The sequence below is a fragment of the Moraxella sp. K127 genome, assembly GCF_015223095.1.
In the GTDB taxonomy this organism is placed as follows: domain Bacteria; phylum Pseudomonadota; class Gammaproteobacteria; order Pseudomonadales; family Moraxellaceae; genus Moraxella.
The window spans coordinates 15663-33302 of record NZ_JADFBZ010000016.1 but is presented as its reverse complement, the minus strand read 5'-3'; the positions used below and the strand labels follow the sequence as shown (position 1 = coordinate 33302).

At 46.2% G+C, this 17640-nt stretch carries 16 protein-coding genes and 1 tRNA gene; 7 read left to right on the top strand and 10 right to left on the bottom strand.

Annotated elements, in window-relative coordinates; translation table 11 throughout:
- Nucleotides 1-81: 81 nt before the first annotated feature.
- Nucleotides 82-261 (bottom strand): hypothetical protein, encoded by a 180-nt coding sequence (locus IM753_RS05065; protein ID WP_194108804.1) that lies wholly within the window; start codon nucleotides 259-261, stop codon nucleotides 82-84.
- Nucleotides 262-470: 209 nt separating this feature from the next.
- Between IM753_RS05065 and IM753_RS05060 the strand changes: the two genes are divergently transcribed.
- The 4 genes from IM753_RS05060 (at nucleotide 471) to IM753_RS05045 (ending at nucleotide 6816) form a co-directional block, all read left to right on the top strand.
- A complete protein-coding gene (locus IM753_RS05060; protein WP_194108803.1) occupies nucleotides 471-3287 on the top strand; it encodes a DNA methyltransferase in 2817 nt (938 codons plus the stop codon).
- Nucleotides 3288-3354: 67 nt separating this feature from the next.
- On the top strand, nucleotides 3355-5535 hold the full coding sequence (locus tag IM753_RS05055; RefSeq protein WP_194092527.1) for a DEAD/DEAH box helicase: 2181 nt from the start codon (nucleotides 3355-3357) through the stop codon (nucleotides 5533-5535).
- Nucleotides 5532-5837: a hypothetical protein gene (locus IM753_RS05050; protein WP_065256601.1), complete on the top strand. Its 306-nt coding sequence runs from the start codon at nucleotides 5532-5534 to the stop codon at nucleotides 5835-5837. The genes IM753_RS05055 and IM753_RS05050 overlap by 4 nt, the downstream gene beginning before the upstream one ends.
- 16 nt (nucleotides 5838-5853) lie before the next feature.
- The gene (locus IM753_RS05045; RefSeq protein ID WP_083108113.1) at nucleotides 5854-6816 is read left to right on the top strand and encodes a GIY-YIG nuclease family protein; all 963 of its coding nucleotides are present in this window, start codon (nucleotides 5854-5856) and stop codon (nucleotides 6814-6816) included.
- 129 nt (nucleotides 6817-6945) lie between these two features.
- Here IM753_RS05045 and IM753_RS05040 read toward each other — a convergent pair.
- The 3 genes from IM753_RS05040 to IM753_RS05030 all read right to left on the bottom strand — a co-directional run bounded on the left by IM753_RS05040 (nucleotide 6946) and on the right by IM753_RS05030 (nucleotide 7761).
- Nucleotides 6946-7030 (bottom strand) — tRNA-Leu (locus tag IM753_RS05040).
- A 36-nt stretch (nucleotides 7031-7066) separates the two neighbouring features.
- Nucleotides 7067-7615: a hypothetical protein gene (locus IM753_RS05035; protein WP_194108802.1), complete on the bottom strand. Its 549-nt coding sequence runs from the start codon at nucleotides 7613-7615 to the stop codon at nucleotides 7067-7069.
- Nucleotides 7612-7761 (bottom strand): hypothetical protein, encoded by a 150-nt coding sequence (locus tag IM753_RS05030; RefSeq protein ID WP_156471052.1) that lies wholly within the window; start codon nucleotides 7759-7761, stop codon nucleotides 7612-7614. The genes IM753_RS05035 and IM753_RS05030 overlap by 4 nt, the downstream gene beginning before the upstream one ends.
- 228 nt (nucleotides 7762-7989) lie before the next feature.
- Here IM753_RS05030 and rlmD point away from each other — a divergent pair, with 228 nt between their 5' ends.
- Nucleotides 7990-9411, top strand: a complete 1422-nt coding sequence (rlmD, locus tag IM753_RS05025) for a 23S rRNA (uracil(1939)-C(5))-methyltransferase RlmD (RefSeq protein WP_194108801.1) — start codon at nucleotides 7990-7992, stop codon at nucleotides 9409-9411.
- Between the two features lie 63 nt (nucleotides 9412-9474).
- Here the strand turns inward: rlmD and mscL are convergent, their stop codons facing one another.
- The 5 genes from mscL to IM753_RS05000 form a co-directional block, all read right to left on the bottom strand.
- Complete coding sequence (mscL, locus tag IM753_RS05020; RefSeq protein WP_194108800.1) at nucleotides 9475-9903, bottom strand: large conductance mechanosensitive channel protein MscL; 429 nt, start codon at nucleotides 9901-9903, stop codon at nucleotides 9475-9477.
- A 286-nt stretch (nucleotides 9904-10189) separates the two neighbouring features.
- Nucleotides 10190-12037: a translational GTPase TypA gene (gene typA / locus IM753_RS05015; protein ID WP_062498605.1), complete on the bottom strand. Its 1848-nt coding sequence runs from the start codon at nucleotides 12035-12037 to the stop codon at nucleotides 10190-10192.
- A gap of 166 nt (nucleotides 12038-12203) precedes the next feature.
- Complete coding sequence (locus IM753_RS05010) at nucleotides 12204-13472, bottom strand: OmpA family protein (protein WP_194108799.1); 1269 nt, start codon at nucleotides 13470-13472, stop codon at nucleotides 12204-12206.
- Between the two features lie 251 nt (nucleotides 13473-13723).
- Nucleotides 13724-14458, bottom strand: a complete 735-nt coding sequence (locus IM753_RS05005) for a pyridoxine 5'-phosphate synthase (protein WP_062498603.1) — start codon at nucleotides 14456-14458, stop codon at nucleotides 13724-13726.
- 42 nt (nucleotides 14459-14500) lie between these two features.
- The gene (locus IM753_RS05000; RefSeq protein WP_115248000.1) at nucleotides 14501-15931 is read right to left on the bottom strand and encodes a C13 family peptidase; all 1431 of its coding nucleotides are present in this window, start codon (nucleotides 15929-15931) and stop codon (nucleotides 14501-14503) included.
- A gap of 553 nt (nucleotides 15932-16484) precedes the next feature.
- Between IM753_RS05000 and ccoS the strand changes: the two genes are divergently transcribed.
- Both ccoS and IM753_RS04990 read left to right on the top strand, forming a co-directional pair.
- Nucleotides 16485-16697: a cbb3-type cytochrome oxidase assembly protein CcoS gene (gene ccoS, locus IM753_RS04995; protein WP_062498601.1), complete on the top strand. Its 213-nt coding sequence runs from the start codon at nucleotides 16485-16487 to the stop codon at nucleotides 16695-16697.
- Nucleotides 16694-17467: a sulfite exporter TauE/SafE family protein gene (locus tag IM753_RS04990; protein ID WP_156065186.1), complete on the top strand. Its 774-nt coding sequence runs from the start codon at nucleotides 16694-16696 to the stop codon at nucleotides 17465-17467. The genes ccoS and IM753_RS04990 overlap by 4 nt, the downstream gene beginning before the upstream one ends.
- Here IM753_RS04990 and IM753_RS04985 read toward each other — a convergent pair.
- On the bottom strand, nucleotides 17373-17612 hold the full coding sequence (locus IM753_RS04985) for a hypothetical protein (RefSeq protein WP_156065189.1): 240 nt from the start codon (nucleotides 17610-17612) through the stop codon (nucleotides 17373-17375). The genes IM753_RS04990 and IM753_RS04985 overlap by 95 nt on opposite strands.
- Nucleotides 17613-17640: the final 28 nt, after the last annotated feature.

Below are 17640 nucleotides of genomic sequence, written 5' to 3'. Positions count from 1 at the left end.
TGACAAAATCCGCTCTGTATGGGGCGGATTTTTTGGTGCATGGCAAATCGCCAATCTCAACTTAAAATGGCAACTTTTTGATTAGGGCGTGTTGAACATTGATAACATTTTTATAAAACAAGATGAAAATTTAACACTTTTATCAATTTTTGCATGAAAAATGGCTAAATCTTGTTTTTCATCGTCAAAAACTTGTCTGATAGAATAACTATCAACCTGCGTTTTTTCCTTGAAAAACGTGCGATTTTTCTCATTTTTCATTGCAAATACCAAAGTTCAACACGCCCTATTTCATAATTATTTTTGGGTTGTGGGGAAAAATTGCAATTCGCCCTGAACAAATCAATCACTCATATAAAGTTGGAAATGGGACTGAGCCATTTTTTTATAGGTCATGGGACAAATCACAAATCGCCCTTTTTCTTTGTTCATATTTGTTTTATAATCCACTCATCAACTAGGAGCATGCCATGTCATTTAACCAAACCCACTTTTATGAACAATTAGAACAACTGGGCAAAGACCCAAACCCCGACACCTTCTTTTTTGAGCTACTGACCCTAACAGGCACATCCAAAAGCACCATCACCAACCTAAAAAATGGCACCAACCCCATCGCAGGCAGTGGGCTAAACGGCATGGCACGAAAAAGCCACTTATACTTTGAGCAGGTGGACAAAGCGACCAGCTTTGACGAGCTGTACGCCCTACTTGACACCATCAAAGCCAATCCCGCCATCAAACGCCAAAAAATCCGCATCATCTTTTTGACCGACTTTGACAAGATTTTGGCGTATGACACCAAACTAGATGACACGCTTAGCATCGAGCGGTTTGATGAGATAAACTCCGACTTCACGTTCTTTTTGCCCTTGGTTGGCATTGAAAAAAGCCAAACATACAGCGAACACCCTGCCGATGTCAAAGCATCTGAGAAAATGGGGCGACTGTTTGACCAGCTCAAAAAACACAACGATTTTAAACAGAACAAAGACGACATTCATGCCCTAAACTTATTTTTGACACGGCTGTTATTTTGCTTTTTTGCCGATGATACGGGCATTTTTGACAAAGACAGCTTTGCCCACACCTTACAAAACGTCACTCAGACAGACGGTAGCGACCTTGCGGTATTTTTTGAAAACCTATTTAGCGTGCTAAACCTGCCAGAAGACAGCCCCGAACGCACCGAATACCCATCCTATTTACACGGTTTTCCTTATGTCAATGGCGGGATTTTTAAGGATTTTTATGCCATTCCCATCTTTACCAGTCGCTCTCGGCGTGTCTTGATTGAGTGTGCTCGCTTGGATTGGAGTCAGATTAACCCTGACATCTTTGGCTCCATGTTCCAAGCGGTCATTGACCCTGCCCAGAGAAGTCAGCTAGGACAGCACTACACGTCCGTGAGCAACATCAAAAAAGTGATAGAACCCCTGTTCATCGCACCCCTACGCCAAGAGCTGAACACACTACTGGCACTAAGCGATGACAACAAATCCAAAAACAACAAACAAGCACGCCTAGAACATTTTCTCACCCGCCTGCGTGGCATCAAAGTCTTTGACCCTGCCTGTGGTTCGGGCAACTTTTTGATTACCGCTTATAAAGCCCTACGCCATTTGGAGATGGACACCATCCATGCCTTGCAGTTACTCATCGGTGGCAAGCCTGAGTTTGATGACAAACACTTGGAGCTGGGGTTGGGGCTTGGGTATGACAGTCAGATACCCCTTGGTCATTTTTATGGCATTGATTATGATGATTTTCCAGTACAAATCGCCCATTTGTCGCTGTATCTGGCAGACCATCAGATGAATGCGATTTTTCGGTCAAAATTCGGGCATTGTCGTGACACCTTGCCATTACAACAAGGCGGGCATATCGTTCAGGGCAACAGCCTACGCACCGATTGGCAAAAAGTCTGCCCCAATAACGGCACCGATGAGATTTATATCGTGGGCAATCCCCCATTTAACGGAAAAGCCAAACGCAATGAAGAACAAAAAGCAGACATGGAACTTGTTTTTAAAAAAATAAAGGGAGCAAACACCTTAGATTATGTGGCGTGTTGGTTTTATAAAGCTGGACAATACATTCAAAATAGCCATGCGAAAATGGCATTGGTTGCCACCAACTCTATCGTACAAGGCGAACAAGTTTCATTGCTGTTTAAACCCTTGTTTGACATGGGTCTAACCATCGGTTTTGCTTACCCAAGTTTCATTTGGAGAAATAACGCCCGTGATAATGCCACCGTACATGTGGTCATCATTGGTCTAACCAACAAAAACAACCCTTTAAATATTGACAAAGCTCTTTATCATTATAACGAGAAAACCGACATCAGCGTAACCGAACATGCACAAAATATCAGCCCCTATCTAATCAAAGGGTCGGACATTATTGTGGAAAAACGCTCAAATCCAATTACCAACCAATCGCCGATGGAATTTGGCAGTATGCCAAATGATGGGGGACATCTATTATTAACCGCTGATGAAAAAGACGCACTGACTGCCAAAGAACCGCAAGCCCAAAAATGGATAAAAAAACTGCTGGGTGCTGATGAATTTTTAAATGGCAAACAACGTTTTTGCTTATGGCTTGCTGGCATTAATGATGATGAGCTTGCAAAAATGCCCTTTGTCTTAGAGCGAGTGCAAGCAGTTCAAGCCATTCGTCAAAAAAGCACCCGTAAAGAAACCCGAGAATTGGCAGATACGCCACATTTATTTGGGGAAATCCGTCAGCCCACATCGGGTAAATACATTCTTGTGCCAAGCGTGTCATCAGAACGTCGCCCTTATATTCCCATTGATTTTTTAAATCATGATATTATTTCCACCAACGCCAATCAAATCATTCCCAATGCCACCATGTTTGATTTTGGCATATTAACATCACAGGCACATAACGACTGGATGAGATTGGTGGCGGGCAGACTAAAAAGTGACTACCGCTACTCAGGCACGATTGTCTATAACACCTTTGCATTTCCTGATGTCAGCGATGATGATAAGGCAACGATAGAACAGCTTGCCAAAGACATCCTAAGAGCCAGAGCCATGCACCAAGGCAAGACACTTGCCGAGCTGTACAACCCTGAGACCATGCCCGACAACCTAAAACAGGCACATCACAGGCTTGATGTTGCGGTGGATAAGCTGTATCGTGAACAGGGTTTTGCCGATACTGCCGAGCGACTGGCGTTTTTGTTGGCACGCTACGAAAAACTCATCCAACAAGAAGCCACCAAAAAGACAGACAAAGCCCGTAAAAAATAAAACCATCTAAGGCGTGCTAGGATGTGCCTTTGCATGCCTTTGTATTTGCCATGATAATGGATGCACCATGACCGAAATCTCCCTACTTACCAAAACCTACACCCAAACAGGCGACAGCCAAGCCGAAAACCACATGGGCATGCGACAAATGCAATCCCGTGCCTTTGCCAAACGCAACTGCCAATACCTGCTCATCAAATCGCCCCCAGCATCGGGCAAATCCCGTGCCATGATGTACATCGCTCTGGACAAACTAAGAAATCAAGGCATCAACAAAGTAGTCATCATCGTGCCTGAGATGAGCATCGGGCGGTCTTTTGCCAGTACTGATTTGACATCATCGGGATTTTTTGCCGATTGGCAGGTGGCACATCGCTATAATCTTTGTCTCAATACTTTGTCCAGCGACACCGCCAAGACTCAGATTTTTGCGGAGTTTATGGCAGATGACAACCCCGCACAGGTCTTGGTCTGCACCCATCACAGCTTTCGTTTTGGCTATGACAAGCTGGACAACCCTAAGCTGTTTGACAAGGTACTACTGGGCATTGATGAATTTCATCACGTCTCAGCATCGGACAACAGCCGATTGGGGGCTATCTTAGATGAGATAATGAGCGTATCGGATGCTCACGTTGTCGCCATGACAGGCTCGTATTTTCGGGGCGATGCCATTCCCATCTTGACCCCAGAAGACGAAGAGCGGTTTGAGAAAGTCACTTATAGCTACTATGAACAGCTAAATGGCTACACCCATCTAAAATCGCTGAGCTTGGATTATAAATTCTACGGTCAGTCGTTTTTTGATGCCCTAAGTGACTGCTTTGACACCACCAAAAAAACCATCGTACACATCCCCAACGTCAATTCCCAATCCGCCGAAACGGACAAATACAACACCGTGGGCAAAATCATGGACATCATCGGCGAACCCATCGCCCAAGACCTAGACACAGGGGTGTGGTTGGTTGCCACCGCTGACGGCAGAACCCTAAAACTGGCGGATTTGGTTACAGATGATGAGCACCGCCCAAAAACCCAACAGTATCTCGCCCAAATCAGCCATCGAGACGACATGGACATCATCATCGCACTGGGCATGGCAAAAGAAGGCTTTGACTGGGTGTACTGCGAGCACGTCCTAACCATCGGCTATCGTGGCTCCATGACCGAAGTGGTGCAAATCATCGGGCGAGCAACCCGAGACTGTGTGGACAAAACCCATGCCAAATTTACCAACGTCATCGCCAAGCCTGATGCAAACCAAGATGATGTCGTCTCTGGGGTCAATGACATGCTAAAAGCCATCTCCTTGTCGCTACTCATGGAACAAGTGCTTGCCCCTAACGTCAATTTTCGCCGTAGAAGCACGCTGACAGAGAACGAAAAACTCCCCACTGGCACCATCATCATCGATGATGGCAAAGATGGCAGTCGCCTATCAAAACGTGCCGAGAAAATCCTACAACAAGACATGCCCGACCTAATCGCCACCATCGCCCAAGACACCCGTGTGTCTGCCCAATACCTGTCCAGCGACGAAGGCAGAAACGTGGTGGACTCAGAAATCATCAATGACACCATCATCCCACAGATTATCCGCACACGCTATCCTGATTTGGACGACAAAGAGACCGACCAAGTCATGCAGGGGCTACTCGCTCAGGTGTACATCAACAGCCATGGCGGTATGATTGATGGCGATGACATCAGCCCTGATGCCGTGATAGAGAACGAAGAGCTGTACATCTTTCAAGACGGCAGATACATCAACACCGAGCATCTAAGCCCAGAACAAAGGGCGGTCATCGCCGAGCATGTCCGCCACAGAGATTTGCCTGATGATGCCAAGATTTTTGACCCCCACACCCAGACCACCACCAAAAAGAGCGTGCATGGCTTTGTCAAAATCGGCGAAAAATTCATCAACGTGGATAAAATCCCCGTGGATTTGATTCATGCGGTCAACCCCTTTGCCAAGGCGTATGAAGTGCTGTCAAAAAACATAGACAGCGACACCCTAAAAACCATCAATAACGTGGTCAAAGCCACCAAATCCAACATCAGTGAAGCCGAAGCGGTACAAAGCTGGACTTTGATAGAGCGGTTTTTTAAAACCCATGGGCGAGAACCCGACCCGAACTCAACCGACCCCAGAGAAGCACGCATGGGACTGGTGCTGGCATGGGTCAGAAACAAAAAAGCAGAGCGTTTACGCCAACAACAAAACACCAAGGATAACGCATGAACATCAACGCCCTATATGAGAGCCGAAAATATCACAATCTCGATGATTTGTTCGCCAATGAGACAAGCACCCTGCTAGATGACGTCCAAATCGCACCCCAAAAAACCATCCATACCGCAGATGACATACTCACCCACCGCTTTGGTGAGATTATGGCGTTTTATGAAAAACAGGGGCGACCACCCATGATGGACAGTGATGATTTTGACGAAGAGCTGTTGGCGATAGCGTTATCATCGATACAACACAACGCCGAGCAAAGAGATGTTTTGCTGGCACATGACCGCTTTGGCTTATTATAAAAGAGCATGAGAGAGCATGAGAGAGTATATGACAGCACATCATGAACAGACCACCCCATCCGTGCAGTCTTTGGATGACATCTTTTCATCAGACAGGCTAGGCTTGTTAGATGACATTGGCAACGTGGACATACTCGGCGACAACACCCACAGCATTCGTGCCAAAAAAAGGATACTAAATACCCCTGATGATACCGCTGACAGATACCCTTGTCCTGATTTTGACAACTTTCGCCCGATATTTTTTAAGATTGAACAGCTCATCCAACAGGGCAAATACAAAATCCAAAACAGCCGTCCCACAGACTATGTCAAAAAAAATGCCGTGTTCGTGTTGCAAGGCATGCTCTGTTTCGTCGCTGACATCTATGAAGACAGCGGTCGCCAAAACAGTCTTTTTAAAGACCGCATTCGCCTAGTTTTTGCCAACGGCACCGAATCCAACATGCTGGCACGCTCGCTGGCAACCGCCCTATCCAAGCACAGACAGACCAGTCATCATGTGCTAATGACTGATGATGAGTGGCTCATGCAGTTCCCGCTGTCAGATGATGATTTGTTCAGAACCCACGATGATGCTCGCACGGGCGTGATTTATGTCGCTCGCCTGACTCAGCCTAGGGCGGAGTTCATGCGTTATTTGCATTTGCACAAAATCGGCTTTACCAAAGGCACAGGTGATGAGCGTATCAAAAACTGCTTGGATGATGAGACTTTTTTGTACAGCGACGTAGAAATCATCGCCGAATACGAGATGAGTAACGCCAATGCCCAAAAGATTGAGTTCATCTTACATTCTTTTTTTGCCGAGCAAAAGCTCAACATGAGACTGCTGGCAAAAGACGGTCGCTACTATAAGCCTAGCGAGTGGTTCAATGTGCCGATAGAGATGATTGACCGAGCCATTGATTTGATTGGGACGGGTCAGATAAACCAATATCGTTATAATGACTATCTGATGAGTATCGAGAAAAGATAGCAAAATAAAAAGCGGGGGTAGTAAAGCAACCCCCAAATCTTGCCACCTTGTATTTATCACCTTGTCATAAACACAAAAAAGGCTTAATCCTATTATACAGACTAAGCCTTTGATTTTTAAAGGATTATTTGGTGCGAACGGAGGGACTTGAACCCTCACGCCGTGAAGCACTACCCCCTCAAGATAGCGTGTCTACCAATTCCACCACGTTCGCAAGTGGTGTGCATTATAGCCGAAGCCATCATCATTTTCAAGTATTTTTTGCAAAAGATAGCGGTGTATCTCGCCCAAAATGCACCTCAACAGTCAGTTTTGGTACGTCCCCCAGCACGTCTTGGCACACGTTCATGACATGCTCGGCGGTGAGCCATTCTACCGCACTGCTCTCTTGGGCGGTGTCCTTGATCAGCAGAGCCGACCCCAGTATCGCCACACGTCTGAGTCCTTTGTACCGCATGAGTTCGCAAATGTATGGTTTTAGGGCGGTTAGGCAGCGTGTGAGCATTCGCACGCTGATGGGCTGTTCGGGGAATTTTTGGACGACAAGGCTACCGACATATTCTACCCCGCCCGTCCGCACACCAAGCCCCGTGGTCTGCTTAGAGATACGAAACGCCACCGCATCGCCAAGCGACAACTCGCCTCCGATTGCCTTTTTTTGATAATGCTCGTAGTTATCGGCATACAAACCTTTGCACCTTGCGATGACAGGGTGGGCGATGTTACCGTCCGTACTAACGGGCATGATAAGCATCTGAGCACGAGATTGCAAAAACGGCTCATGACTGGCAAAAATCACAACGCACCGCCCGATACAGGATAAGCCTGCTCGTTGTCGGGATTGTCATTATTATCTTTTTCATCAGCAGACAGTTCGGTATTGTCTTGCTCATCAGCTAGGCTGTCATGAATGATAAAGGAGTTGATGTTACATAGCTCGCACATAATTTTCACATATAGATGAAGAACGTTAAAATTACCGCAAATTTATGATGTGTGGTATCATCAAGGGCGTGGAAAGCACGCCCCTACAAAGCCTGTGGTAAATATTAAGTTTGTTAAGTATAAATATCAATAGACCCTACTTATTATAATGCCAAACACCAAAAATACCAATGCCCACCGCCAATAATGATATAATGCCCATTTATGATACCCAAAAAATAGGCACTCATGACCCACCAGTTATCCAAATCCAAGCAAACCCAAACACCCATCACCCTACATATCACCGCCCTAACCCATGACGGGCGTGGTATCGCAACCTATGATGACACGCATGGCGACAAATCGGGCAAAAAAGTCTTTGTTAGCCACGCCCTACCCACCGAGACGGTAACGGCAACCCTTACCAAATCCAAAAAAAGCTATGACGAAGCCGACTGCTTGGACGTGCTAACCTCAAGCCCCCACCGCACCGCTCCCATGTGTCCGCATTTTGGGGTATGTGGCGGTTGCACCTTACAGCATTTTGACGTGGACGAGCAGATTAAACACAAACAGTCCGTCCTACAAAACCACCTTGCCAAATCAGGCATTGCCCCTGCCACATGGCTGTCGCCAATCGTGGGCGACAGAACGCATTATCGCACCAAAGCCCGTTTGGGCGTGCGTTACCTACCCAAGACAGGTAGGCTCATTGTGGGTTTTCGTGAGCGAGCGAGTAATTTTTTGACGGACATTGGCACTTGTCCGATTTTGGATAGGCGTGTGGGCGATAGATTAGATGACTTAAAACAGCTTTTAAAAACGCTAAAAATCAAAGACAGTATTACCCACTTAGAAATCGCTATGGGCGAGAATGCGAGCAAAGAAATGGGCGACTTGCCAAGCGTGGCTCTTATCGTCCGCCATACCAAGCCAATCAATAAAGCCGACACCGCCAAACTTATCCATTTTGGCAAGCCCGTTAATTGGCAAGTTTATTTACAGCCCAAAGGATATGACAGCATTTACCGCATTGATAGCACGGACAAGGCAATACTGCCCATGAGCCACGCCACGCCCCCGACAGGCGGACTGTTTTATCATTTGCCTGAGTTTGGCTTAACCTTACAAAGTAGCCCCACCGACTTTACACAGGTCAATTTATCGGTCAATCGGCAAATGGTTGAGCTTGCCTGCCGTCTTCTAGATTTAAAGCAAGGCGAGCGAGTGCTGGATTTGTTTTGTGGGCTGGGTAACTTTTCGCTTGCTCTTGCCAAATGTGTGGGAGATACAGGCAGGGTCATCGGCGTGGAAGGTAGCACCGACATGGTCATGCGTGCTACGATGAATGCTAGGGACAACGGGCTTACCAACACCGACTTTTCTGTTCAAGATTTAACCCAAGATTTCTCAGATAAGCCGTGGGTCGGGCAGGTGGATGCTCTACTCATTGACCCGCCACGCACAGGAGCATGGGAAGTTATGGATTATCTGGGGCGATTTGATGCCCGCCGTATCGTCTATGTCTCATGCGACCCTGCCACGCTTGCCCGAGACAGCATTCGCCTTGCCGAGCAGGGCTATCGGGCGACTCATGCAGGGGTTATGGATATGTTTTGTCATACAGGACACGTTGAGAGCATTGTTCGCTTTGAAAAGGTGGTCTAAACCCATCAAAACAACAAACCCATCATCTATCAGATGATGGGTTTTGGGTATGATACATGCTAATTATTTGCTTAGCTTTTGGCTAATCTCACGCAGTAGCAATACCTCTTCTGATGGCTCGGCAGGAGCTTCTGGTTCTGCTTCGGCTTGTCTACGCATTTTGTTCATGCCTTTAACAAGCAAGAATACGATGAATGCTAGGATGATAAAATTAATCAAAATCGTGATAAAATTACCATACGCCAATACAGGCACGCCCGCCTCTTTTAAGGCGGCGTAAGTCATCGCTGTACCCTCTGGCACTTCGGCAAGTGGGATAAGCATGTTGCTAAAATCCACGTCGCCAATCGCCGCAGAGATGACCGGCATAATCACATCATCGACCAATGACGTGGTAATCTTGCCGAACGCCCCGCCGATGATGACACCAACTGCCAAATCCATCACGTTGCCTTTAACGGCAAATTCTTTAAACTCTTGAAGCATACTCATGGTTTATCTCTATATGGGCAGTGTCTATATGCTTACGCACTGTTTGTCTTGCTTGATATTGACCCGTCTGATTTATTTAATTTATCTGATTTGTTAAAGCCATCAAAAAAACTTAAACATTGGGTTCAATATGCCCTAAAAAAATAACTACTTTATGATAAATAATCTTATTATCATAAAGTAGTTTTGTCAATGGTCATTACCAAAACACAAAGATTCGCTAAGATACTATAAGTAATTTTAAATTCAATTAAGAATTTTTAACTTATGGTTTTAGCTTTACTTATCATGCATCCTTTTTACGCCCAAAACGCTTACGGTCATTTTCGGTCAGATACTTTTTGCGAATACGGATGGATTTTGGCGTGACTTCGACAAGCTCATCATCTTCGATAAACTCTAACGCCTGCTCCAAGCTATACTCCAAGGCAGGGGTCAGGATAATCGCATCGTCCGAGCCTGACGCACGGATGTTGGTCAGCTGTTTGGCTTTGGTTGGGTTGACCACCATGTCATCGCCACGAGAGTTGATACCGACAATCATACCTTCATAAACTTCAAGCTGTGGCTTGGCGAACAGTCGACCACGCTCTTGCAAGCTAAACAGAGCATAGCCTAGGCAAGTACCTGTTACCATAGAAATGAGTACGCCATTTTGACGTTTGGCAACCGCACCCTCTTTCATCTCGCCATAATGGCTAAAACTTGATGTCATGATACCCGTGCCAGATGTCATGGTCAAAAACTCCGAGCGAAAGCCGATAAGTCCACGAGACGGCACAGTTGCCTCGATACGGATACGACCTTTGCCGTCCACCTCCATGTTGGTCAGCTCGCCTTTGCGGTTACCCATCTGCTCCATGACTGCCCCTTGATGCTGTTCTTCGACATCAAAAGTCACGTTCTCATAAGGCTCACACATCACACCATCAATCTCTTTGATGATAACTTCTGGTCGAGATACACCCAGCTCAAAGCCCTCACGTCTCATGTTTTCAATCAAAACAGACAGATGTAGCTCGCCACGACCCGATACCTTAAAGCGGTCTGGACTGTCGGTGTCTTCAACACGCAGTGCCACATTATGAATCAGTTCACGGTCTAGGCGTTCACGAATGTTGCGAGACGTGACAAATTTACCCTCTTTGCCGGCAAATGGGCTGTCATTGACCTGAAAAGTCATCGATACGGTCGGCTCATCCACCGATAACGCTGGCAAGGCTTCGACTTCTTTGGGGTCGCAAATGGTGTCTGAGATGTTAAGGTTGTCAATGCCCGTTACGCAGACGATGTCGCCTGCTTGGGCAGAGTCCACGTCCACACGTTCAAGTCCATGATAGCCCATGATTTTTAGGATACGACCGTTACGCTTGTTGCCGTCTTTATCCACAATCACCACAGGGGTATTGGTCTTGACCGAGCCACGCTGAATGCGACCCACGCCAATCACGCCAACAAAGCTGTTGTAGTCAAGGCTTGAAATTTGCATTTGGAATGCACCGTCCACGTCCACTTTTGGTGGCTCAACGATGTCCACAATGGTCTCAAACAAGGGGGTCATGTCAGGGGCAAGCTCATCAGGCGATAGTCCTGCAATGCCGTTAATGCCCGAGGCATAGACAATCGGAAAATCAAGTTGTTCGTCTGTACCACCAAGATTATCAAATAAATCAAAGACTTGGTCAATCACCCAATCAGCACGGGCGGCAGGTTTGTCGATTTTATTGATAATCACAATCGGCTTTAAGCCACGGGCAAACGCCTTTTGGGTCACAAAGCGAGTCTGTGGCATCGGGCCTTCTTGGCTATCGACCAACAGTAGCACACAGTCCACCATAGACAGCACACGCTCCACTTCACCGCCAAAGTCGGCGTGTCCGGGGGTGTCCACGATGTTAATGCGGTATTCGGTATCGGTGCGTTTGTCCGTCCACTTGATGGCGGTATTTTTGGCAAGAATGGTGATACCACGCTCGCTTTCTAGGGCGTTTGAGTCCATGACTCGTTCAATCTCACCCGCACGCTCGCCCAAGGCACCTGATTGTTGTAGAAGTTTATCAACCAAGGTTGTTTTACCGTGGTCAACGTGGGCAATGATGGCAATATTGCGTAGATGTTGGATATTGTTTGACATAAAATCTCAAAATTTTGAATAAAAAAATATGGGTGCAAGCTCAGAGCTTACACAAAAGCTGTCTATTATAGCATGGATTTGACCAATAATAATATAAAATGCCAATTTTATTAGCAAACAAAAAACCACCCAAATCACTTTGGATGGTTTTTGAATAATCAGAAGATTATTTGGTTTCTACAACGTTAGTTACTTTGTTACCTTGGATAACTGCATAAACACGACGGTTAAGTGCTTTGTTTTCAGCAGTATCGTTAGGCACCGCAGGACGGTCAAAGCCATAACCTACCGCAGAAACACGGTTAGGAGCGATACCAAACTCGTTAGACAGCATAGACTTCACAGCGTTTGCACGAGCTTCTGATAGGCGTTGGTTGTAGCGAGCACTTGAACGCTTGCTGTCTTTAGAAGCATGACCTTCGATGGCAGCAGTAGCGTTCGGGAATTCACGCATTTTTTCTGCAACTTTGGCAACTTCTTCACGGAACTGTGGCTTGATGTTTGACTTGTCACGGTCAAAGAATACACGAAGTTCCATGCGTAGGTCTTCTTGTACTGCACGCTCAACTGGACAGCCGTTAGCATCTACCACAACGTTACGTGGGGTATTTGGGCATAGATCTAGATGGTCAGCCACACCGTCGCCATCACTATCAACAACTTCTGGTGCTTCAATCACAATCACTGGTGGTGTAGTTACCACTGGTGGTGTAGTTACCACAGGCTCATGAATAGGTGCTACAGGTACGGTAGGTGCCAAACGACCACCTAGGGTTACTTCAAGACCTGCTAGGGCTTGACCTTCCCACCATGCGTTGTCAAAGTTGTGAACGGCACGAGCTTCGCCACGTAGAGCTAAGGCATCGTTGATTAGGTAGCGAGCACCTAGACCTAGGTTACCGATGGTGTCTTTTGATTCAGATACTTCTGTGCCAGCTGGTGTGCCATCAAGAAGTTGTTCACGGCTTTCTACTTTATATTTGGCTTGACCTGCACCGATAAGCACATAAGGCTTGAACTTATTGTTGGTGTAGCCTGAAAACTGCTCAGTACCAATTAGGAAGTTACCAGAGATGATTTCTTCTTTGGCATCAAATACGTTTCTAGGATGAGCATTAGCAGAAGCTTTTGAAGCTCTTGCATCAGTGTCAGTTACGCCATATTCTGCTTGGAACTGAGTAGATGGGGTTAGTTCCACACCTAGGGCTACGCCAGTATATAGGTCGCTTTCAAGAGCAACACCGCCATTTGTTGGGTTGGTAGGTGCATTGGTGTTAGCACCGTTAAGTTGCTGACCAGTTTTAAAAATCTCACGTTGCTTTTTGTGAGCTTCGTCTTGATATTGGTAACCAACTAGTGGGGTTACGGTTACGCCAGCAGATGCAACGGTAGCAGCAGTGGCAACCAATGCCAAAGCGATTTTATTAAGTTTCATAAATTCCTCCAAAGGATGGTTTTGATAAAGTCAAACACACTTAGACTATCACTGTCTATTCTAACATTAAGCGGAAATATTTTTCAATACAAATTACAAAAAATAATTCAGCTTTCTGACAGATAGTTATAGCTTAACGGTAAAATAAGAATTTGACAACCTTTTTTTGATGAAAAATACAGTTTATTACATAAAAGGTGCCAACTTTTACAATAAAATGGGGATTTTTTACCGATAAATGGTAATAAAGGTTAATCAGAGAATGCTTGTCTCATGTTTTTCACCGCTTTATCTAGTCCCACAAACACGCTATCGGCAATGATACTATGCCCGATGTTTAATTCATGAACGCCGTCAATTTGGGCAATGGGAGCAACATTATCCACCGTCAAGCCATGCCCTGCATTCACCAAAAAGCTCGGATGCTTGGATAAGGCAAACGCCACCGCCATTTTGACACGGTCTAACTCATGGCTGATTTTTTCTTTATCATTTTCAAGACAGCGTTCAGCATACGCCCCTGTATGAATCTCAATGGCATCTGCTCCAAGCTCTATCGCCCTTTCAATTTGGGCGGTATCAGGGTCAATAAAGAGTGATACTTTGATACCGACATTCTGTAAGTCTTTGATAAAGCTGGGTAATTTATCATTATTGATAACATCAAGCCCACCTTCGGTCGTCACCTCTTGGCGTTTTTCGGGGACAAGGCACACCCACTGGGGACGGACATCACGGGCAATGGCGAGCATCTCATCTGTTACCGCCATTTCTAGGTTCATCGGAATGCCAATCGCCTCTTTCATGGCATAGACATCGACATCCTTGATATGACGGCGGTCTTCACGCAGGTGCAGGGTAATGCCGTCCGCTCCTGCCTGCTCACACACCACCGCCCCTTTGACAGGACACGGATAATCCACGCCACGGGCGTTACGAAGTGTGGCGATGTGGTCAATATTCACACCAAGTCGGGGGGTTTTCATGGTTTTTCCTTAATGTATCGCGTGTGTTAGGGCTTGTTATTGTTAAGGCTTGCCATCTGCTGGCATGGTCGGCTCTTGACTGTTGTCAAAAAGCGTTTGTTCCAACTCGGGCAGTGCCGTTTTCATGAGACTACCGACATACATCTGCGGCTCCGATGGCGTAAAGCCCATAAGTGCTTCTAGCTCGCCCACCCGCTTTTTGGCGTAGGCGTAGGCATTATCAAAAGTGTTTTTATCGCCACGCAAGCCTTCGGCAAAAAACGCCCGCCCAAAATAACTCAAATCGGCGTTATGACTACACCCAAAAGATGCCCTATCGGCAGCCGATGCGGTGATGATGAGCGTGGTCGGTGATGCCAAACTCTCAATAAATGCCCCCGAGTAGCACGATGAGATGACAATCACCCGCCAACGAATGCCCGATGCGTCAAGTGTCTCTTTTAGCCACACAGGGTCAATGTCATCCAAATCCAGTGGCGGATTATCCAGCACCAAATCCCCCAAAATCTGACCACTCTCATCCACCGCTCCGTGTGAGCTTAACGTCAAAAACAGCACGTCTTCATCGGCATTCATCTGTTTGCCGATGGTTTGGAGTGTCTCGTGAATGCTGGTCTTGGTGGCGATGGGGTCAGACTGCCATGTGCTTGGGTTATTGATGAGTGCAATCGATTTACCCTTTGTGCCAAAACGCACATCAAACAGCTGTTTTGCCTGCTCTATTTCATTGGTAAAAACATCTAACTCGCTATACCCTGCCACACCCATAAAGTACCAGTCGGTCTCGCCCGTCTCCGACTTTTCAATGCCTGCCAAATGGTCTGCCAAAATCATCGGCTGGGCGTAAAAGGCGATTTCACTGATGGTTGGGTTTTGGTTTTTTACCTTAAAAATGGGTTGGTCTGCCACGTTTTTTTGCCAGACAACCAACAGGGCAATCGCCCCTATCATCATGATGACTCGCTCCCACCACTGCCAGTGCAAACGCTTGGCGAAAATCAGAAGTAGTGCCGCCGTCTGCCATACAAACAGTGCCACGAACAAATCGGGCAAAATGCGATACATCCAGTTTGGTAGCCAGTTTTGCAAGCTCAAAAACTGCATGCCACTTTGTACCAAAATCAGTAGCGTATCCGCCACAAGCCACAAAATCACAGGCACAAACAGCAGTGAATAGTTGAGCGTACGCTTGGCAAGCAAAATCCCTGCAATGAGCATGATGGTCGGCCAAATCAGATAACTGATGAGTCCTTGCTCGTTAAAATCACTGCCAAAATGTGCTGTCAGCCATGCCAACAAAATATTGACCGCCAACGCCAATAAAGCAAATAGCACAAACTGCCCAAACGTGGGCTTAACCCAATTAAAGGCACGTACTGACCCCACCAACATCCACAAGGCAGCGACGATATTGGCGGCAAAGTTTAGGGAAAATCTTGGTAAAGACTGTATTTTTAGGGATTGTAGTGACAAATGGCGACTCTTTATCAGATATAAAACAAAAAGCTAATTTGGCTTATTTTCGCAAAAATTTACAGCTGTGGCAAGTGATTTTGTAAAAAATCAGTGTATGGCTGTTCATATGGCTGTTCATATGGCTGTTCATATGGCTATTTATATGACCATTTATCCATGCTATTTATCCATGCTAAACGTTTGGCATCACCTACCAAATATTAAATCGGCTCGGTCGGCTTTTAAGAAACTTTTAAGAAATTTAAGAAACTTTTAAGAAAAAAGTTATGTTTATCCAAAAACCATAAATTTTTTATGGGCTTTTAAAAATTTGCTGTCAAAACTGATAAATGTGTTAAAATGTGGATTATTTGCAAACACAATTTACCTAATGTCATGAATAAGATATGATTATTTGGTTGCACATAACATGACCACATAACGCATTTTATAAAAATGCCATGAGTATGGGCATGCCCCAATCAATGACCAATATAAAAGATGAGTGAAAAGATAAAAAACCCTGATTTGGGTAAACTAGCAAAGAACTTGTGCTTTTGGAACAGATGACATGACCAGTATCTACCTACTCATTCCGCTAAGTCTTATGTTGTTCGTTGTGGCGATTTGGGCGATTGCTTATGCGGTCAAGTCCAACCAGTTTGAAGATTTAGACAATGCCCCCGACCAAATCATCTTAGATGACCGTCAAGCTCGCCGTGATGCCTTAAATCACGCCAGCAAGGCAACCCAAAACAACCAACGTAATAAGGATGACGCATGAGTATCGTATTATTAGCGCCCGCCCTTGCCATGGGCTTTTTGGGATCACCACACTGCATGGGGATGTGTGGTGGTATCGTAACTGCTTTTGGCATCTCCATGAAGAACCTAAGCCCACAAAAACGTGGCATGCTCATCGCAACCTATCACACTGGACGTTTGATGAGTTATATGGCTCTTGGGCTGATTGCAACCATCTTTGGCGAGACGGTGCTTGCCCCCTTTATGACGGGCAACGCCCTGCCCCGCATCGTGCTGGGTCTGGCGATTGTGTTTGCCGCCCTGCTCATGCTTGGCGTGCCATTTCTAAATCGCCTTGAAAAAGTGGGACTGGGTCTTTGGAATCGCCTTGCTCCCATCCGTCAAAAGGTACTGCCCATGGACAGCCTGCCTAAGGCTCTTGGGGCAGGACTGCTGTGGGGACTGCTGCCTTGTGGTCTGGTCTATGGGGCTTTGGTGATGGCGATGAGTGTGGCGGCGACAGGACATGAACCCATCATGGGCGTACTGTTCATGCTTGTCTTTGGACTGGGTACTCTGCCCATGCTTATCATGACCGGGGCAACGCTATCATGGTTACAACAAAAGGTCAAGACCTTTAACCTGCGTAAATTTAGCGGTGCTGTCATGCTCATCTCAGGGCTGTTTGTCATGCTCTCGCCTACCGTCATGCACCTCATGCACGGTCATCATCATGGCGGGCATGCCCATCACAATCATGAACATAGCCATGAGCATGGTCATGCACATAGTCATGAACACAGCCATTAAATGAGCCAAGACGCTCATGCAGGGCATGAACATCATCATGGACATGGTGAACATCAGCACAGTCATGAACACAGCTCTCATGGACACAGCCACGACCACCATCATTAAATGCCATCATCAAAGCCCCGTCATGGGGCTTTGACATGATTGGGCGGATGTTTTTATGGACACGC

Bases quoted from the DNA above. Each gene is read 5' to 3' on its own strand.
- IM753_RS05045 (WP_083108113.1), top strand. From the start codon at position 5,854: ATGAGAGAGTATATGACAGCACATCATGAACAGACCACCCCATCCGTG.
- IM753_RS04985 (WP_156065189.1), bottom strand. From the start codon at position 17,612: ATGTCAAAGCCCCATGACGGGGCTTTGATGATGGCATTTAATGATGGT.
- IM753_RS05010 (WP_194108799.1), bottom strand. From the start codon at position 13,472: ATGAAACTTAATAAAATCGCTTTGGCATTGGTTGCCACTGCTGCTACC.
- mscL (WP_194108800.1), bottom strand. From the start codon at position 9,903: ATGAGTATGCTTCAAGAGTTTAAAGAATTTGCCGTTAAAGGCAACGTG.
- IM753_RS05065 (WP_194108804.1), bottom strand. From the start codon at position 261: ATGAAAAATGAGAAAAATCGCACGTTTTTCAAGGAAAAAACGCAGGTT.
- IM753_RS05060 (WP_194108803.1), top strand. From the start codon at position 471: ATGTCATTTAACCAAACCCACTTTTATGAACAATTAGAACAACTGGGC.
- typA (WP_062498605.1), bottom strand. From the start codon at position 12,037: ATGTCAAACAATATCCAACATCTACGCAATATTGCCATCATTGCCCAC.
- IM753_RS04990 (WP_156065186.1), top strand. From the start codon at position 16,694: ATGAGTATCGTATTATTAGCGCCCGCCCTTGCCATGGGCTTTTTGGGA.
- IM753_RS05030 (WP_156471052.1), bottom strand. From the start codon at position 7,761: ATGTGCGAGCTATGTAACATCAACTCCTTTATCATTCATGACAGCCTA.
- ccoS (WP_062498601.1), top strand. From the start codon at position 16,485: ATGACCAGTATCTACCTACTCATTCCGCTAAGTCTTATGTTGTTCGTT.
- IM753_RS05055 (WP_194092527.1), top strand. From the start codon at position 3,355: ATGACCGAAATCTCCCTACTTACCAAAACCTACACCCAAACAGGCGAC.
- rlmD (WP_194108801.1), top strand. From the start codon at position 7,990: ATGACCCACCAGTTATCCAAATCCAAGCAAACCCAAACACCCATCACC.
- IM753_RS05050 (WP_065256601.1), top strand. From the start codon at position 5,532: ATGAACATCAACGCCCTATATGAGAGCCGAAAATATCACAATCTCGAT.
- IM753_RS05005 (WP_062498603.1), bottom strand. From the start codon at position 14,458: ATGAAAACCCCCCGACTTGGTGTGAATATTGACCACATCGCCACACTT.